Origin of the sequence: Caulobacter sp. 17J65-9, from assembly GCF_010975005.1 — a bacterium.
In the GTDB taxonomy this organism is placed as follows: domain Bacteria; phylum Pseudomonadota; class Alphaproteobacteria; order Caulobacterales; family Caulobacteraceae; genus 17J80-11.
The window spans coordinates 1-4,170 of sequence record NZ_JAAIVC010000239.1; the positions used below are offsets into that span (position 1 = coordinate 1).

General features: G+C 67.5%; 3 protein-coding genes. All 3 read right to left on the minus strand.

All coding sequences use genetic code 11. From position 1 onward, the window contains the following. A partial coding sequence (locus G3573_RS20450; protein ID WP_163263508.1) for a glycosyltransferase occupies positions 1-251 on the minus strand: 251 nt, incomplete at its 3' end. Between the two features lie 133 nt (positions 252-384). Then, a complete protein-coding gene (locus tag G3573_RS20455) occupies positions 385-2,727 on the minus strand; it encodes a family 16 glycosylhydrolase (RefSeq protein ID WP_163263509.1) in 2,343 nt (780 codons plus the stop codon). Between the two features lie 406 nt (positions 2,728-3,133). Next, positions 3,134-3,994: an FkbM family methyltransferase gene (locus G3573_RS20460; protein ID WP_163263510.1), complete on the minus strand. Its 861-nt coding sequence runs from the start codon at positions 3,992-3,994 to the stop codon at positions 3,134-3,136. Between the last annotated feature and the right edge of the window lie 176 nt (positions 3,995-4,170).

The following is a 4,170-nucleotide window of genomic DNA, read 5'->3' on the forward strand; positions in this document are numbered from 1 at the left end:
GCGCGCAAGGCCCGGTTGCGGGCGGCGGCCGGTCCGCCGGCGGTCTCGGCGGTGAGCACCCGCACCCGCGGGTCGCGCTCGGCCATGCGCCGGACGCGCGCGACGCTGTCGTCGCGGGAGGCGTCGTCGGCGACGATGATCTCGAGATCGTCGAGCGTCTGGTCCAGCAGGGACCGGATGGCGGCTTCGACATAGGCCGCCCCGTCGCGGTTGGCCATCAGCACCGAAACGACGGGTACGCGATCGGGCATGCGGCCTTCCAGCTTAAGTTTGATGCTACGTGTCGCGTTAACCCGCGAGGCGCGCCTTCGTTGCGCGGTTGGGCAAAAGAAAGGGGCGGGAACCCCTAGGTTCCCGCCCCAAACTATCGATCCGAAGGTCGGATCAGCCCCAGTGCCAGTCGTCGACCTTCACCAGGTTGTGGATGTCTACGTTCTTCAGCGTCACCGATTCACCCGACGAGAAGCTGAACACCGCGTCCGCACCCGATTGGGCGAGGGTCGGGGCCGAGCCGTGGCCCTGATAGCCGCTGAAGTCCAGGTCGTCGTTCGCACCGCCGGCGGCGAAGTTGTAGATCGTGTCCTTCCCGGAGCCCGGAGCGAAGACGAACATGTCGTCGCCCGCGCCGCCGTCCATGATGTCGTTGCCCGCGCCGCCGGTGATGTGGTCGTTGCCGGCGAGGGCGTTGATGCGGTCCGCGCCCGTGGTGCCGACCAGGTGGTCGTCGCCCGCGGTGGCGGCCAGGTTCGGGGTCGACGGCGACGGAGTGGGGGTCGGCGTCGGAGTGGGCGTCGGGGTCGGCGTCGGAGTCGGGGTGGTGGAAGAAGCTTCCGCCGCGCCCCAGTGCCAATCGTCGATCTTCTTGATGGTCGACATGTCCACGCTCTTCAGCGTGACCTTGTCGCCGTTCGAGAAGCTGAACACCGTGTCGGCGCCCGATTGGGTCACCGTCGGCTTCAGACCCGCGGCCTGCTGGCCGTTGAAGTTCAGGCCGTCTTCAGCCCCCTTGAAGTTGTAGATCGTGTCCTGGCCGGAGCCGACGGCGAAGATGAACTGATCCTTGCCCGCGCCGCCGTCCATGGTGTCGTTGCCGGCGCCGCCGGTGATGTGGTCGTTGCCGGCCAGACCGTTGATGCGGTCAGCGCCCGAGGTGCCGACCAGGTGGTCGTCGCCCGTGGTGGCCGTCAGGTTGGTGTCGCCCGGAGTCGGGGTGGGCGTCGGGGTCGGGGTCGGGGTCGGCGTCGGAGTCGGAGTGGGCGTCGGAGTCGGAGTCGGGGTGGGCGTCGGAGTCGGGGTCGGCGTCGGGGTGGTCCCGCTGCCGTCCAGGCTGTAGGCGCGGATGTAGTCGATATCCATCTTGGCCGGGAACTTGGTGGTCCCGTCCGGGCTGCCCGGCCACGAGCCGCCCACCGCCAGGTTGGCGATCATGTACATCGGCTTGTTCATGTCGGCCGGAGTGGCCGAGCGGTAAACTTCCACGCCGTCGACATAGAAGGTGACGTCCTTGGCGTCCCACTTGGCGCCGTAGGTGTGCATGCCGTCGGTGGTGTCACCGATGAAGTTGGCCTTGGTGTCGTAGGTGTGCTTGCCCGACGACTTCGAGTGCGTGGTGGTGTGCGCGATGGTCGGATCCGAGCCGATCATTTCCAGCACGTCCAGCTCGGGCGGCCACGAACCGTCCTGCGGGAGCAGCCAGAAGGCCGGCCACAGACCCTGGCCACCGGGCAGGTCAGCCTTCATCTCGAAGTAGCCGTAGGTCTGGCTGAAGGTGCCCTTCGTGTTGATCGTGCCCGAGGTGTACTGGTTCGCAGTACCGCCGATCGCGTCCTTTTCCGCCTGGGTGGTCGGCTTGGCCGTGATGGTCAGCACGCCGTTGTTCACGGAGAACGGGTTCATGCCCATCCCCTTGAACTCGGGGTCCACGTAGTACTGCAGTTCCTTGTTACCCGGCAGCGTACGGGTGTCGTACGAGGTGCCCGGACCGAAGGTGGTGTTCCAGGTGCCCGCGCCCTTCCAGTCGACACGACGGTTCAGCGTGTTGAAGTCGTCGTTGAAGGTGAGCTTCAGCTTGCTCATGTCGATCGGCAGCTGGAAGTCGTCGGCCGCGAAGTCCGCCACCTTGTGGTTACGGAAGGTGATCGACTGGTCCGAACCCAGGTTCAGCACCACGTCCGAGCCGCTCTGGACCATGGCCGCCTTGACCTGGTCGAAGGTGTACAGCGAGCTGCCCTTCAGGCGCACCACGTCCATCTTCCCGGCGCCGGCCTGGAAGTCGGTGATCACGTCGCTGCCCTCGCCGCGCGCCACGATGAACGTGTCGGCGTCGGCGCCGCCGGTCAGCACGTCGTTGCCGCCGCGACCGTCGATGGTCTGAGAGCCGGCCAGGCCCTTGATGATGTTGGCCTGCGCGTTGCCCTGGCCGAACGAGTCATAGCCGTTCAGGGTCAGGTTCTCGACATTGTCCGGCAGGAAGAAGCTGCGGATGGCGTTGACCGTGTCGACGCCTTCGCCGGCCTTCTCGATCACAATGTCGGTGCGATTTTCAGTGGTGTAGGTGTCGTCGCCAGCGCCGCCCACCAGGGTGTCGCCGCCACCGCCACGAATGCCGTCGTTGCCGGCCGTACCGTTAATGGTTTCCTTGGCGCTGGTGCCGGTGAAGCCCTTGCTAGTAGCGCCGCTCAGCGGAAGAGCATTACCTTTATAATCAATAGTAGTAATATCAGCCATCGGGTAACTCCCCAACAAGTTATGGCGAGAAGTTACTTCGGCTGATCGATGTTATCAAAGCGACGGGCGGTCGCAATCGAGCCCCGTTCGCCGTACATGTTCAGTGAATATTCGGCTATATTTCCGCGGCGCGTTGACGCACCTGGGCGCGGCCACGCCTGATCAGACGCAAGGCGCGACCCCGTTTCGGCGATCTAAGGAAAGAAACTTGCAGACCGGCGCTCGCCGAGCGCGGTCACGCACCCTGCGTCAGGCCGCCGCCCGGCGCCCTCGGCCCAGGGGGTTGCGTACAAAGCAAGCGGCCGCTCTTCACGAGCGACCGCTTAAAACACTGGGATTCCGCCCGGGAGATCTGGAGCGCGCCCGCAAATGCGGGCCCGATTCCGCGATCCGAACGCGCTAAAGCTTACGACGGCTGAAGCGCTGCTTGGGGGGATTTGGCCGGCCCCGCGCCGTCGAGCAGACTTTGCAGGGCCGCGGGCGCGGCCCTGACGAACGGCGCGATCTTGTCGTCGTCGCGCGCGCACCAGGCCAGGTAGTTCACCGGCTCGTAGCCCAGCACGCCGCCGGCCCCGGCCAGATCCGCCTGCAGGCGCTGGAACTGACGCCGATCCAGCCGCACCAGCCGGTCGCGTTCGACCAGGGCCAGGCTCTGGCCCTCGGCGGTCAGCACGTCGAACACCTCGTCGGCGGCCGGGTTCTGCCGCCGGTCGATCTCGACCACCATGACCGGCTGGTGGCGCACCAGCAGGCCGCGGCCGCCGGCCAGCACCGGCAGCTCGAAGCCTTCGGTGTCGATCTTCACCACCGCCACCCGCCGTTGCGACACGCGCAGCAGGTCGTCCAGCGGCGTGACCTCGACCTCCACCGTGTCCACGCCCTGCACCGGGGTGCCGGCGAACTGGTTCTCGTCGCTGAGGGTCGCGCGGTAGTGGCCTTCCTCGTGCGCGTACCTGGGCACGCGCAGGGTGGCTTTCCCGTGCGCGGCCCCGGCCGCCGCGGCCAGCACCAGGCAGTTGGCCGGCAGCAGCTCGCCCAGACGCGCGGCCAGGATCGGGTTCGGCTCCAGCGACACCACCATGTCGAAGCAGGAGGCCAGCACCCGGCTGTAGAAGCCGTCGCTGGCGCCGACGTCGACGGCGGCGGCGCCGCCCAGGGCGCCGAACACGCGCTTCAGGAACCGCAGGTGCGGATCCACCGGCCGCAGGCTCAGGCCCACGTCGGTCGCCTTGAGCGTCATCTTCGCCCGATCCAGCAGTCGCGGCATACGTCTTCCCTCGATCAACCTTGACCTTAACCGGCCTGAACGCCGGAAGTTGCGCGCCCGCCGACCACGGCCGGACGGCGCGGCGGCGCCCATTCGGCGCGCAAGGCCGCCAAGCGGGCCAGCATTTCGCCGGCCAGCGCCTCGCGCCGCGCGGCGTCGGACAGGCAGGGCGCGGC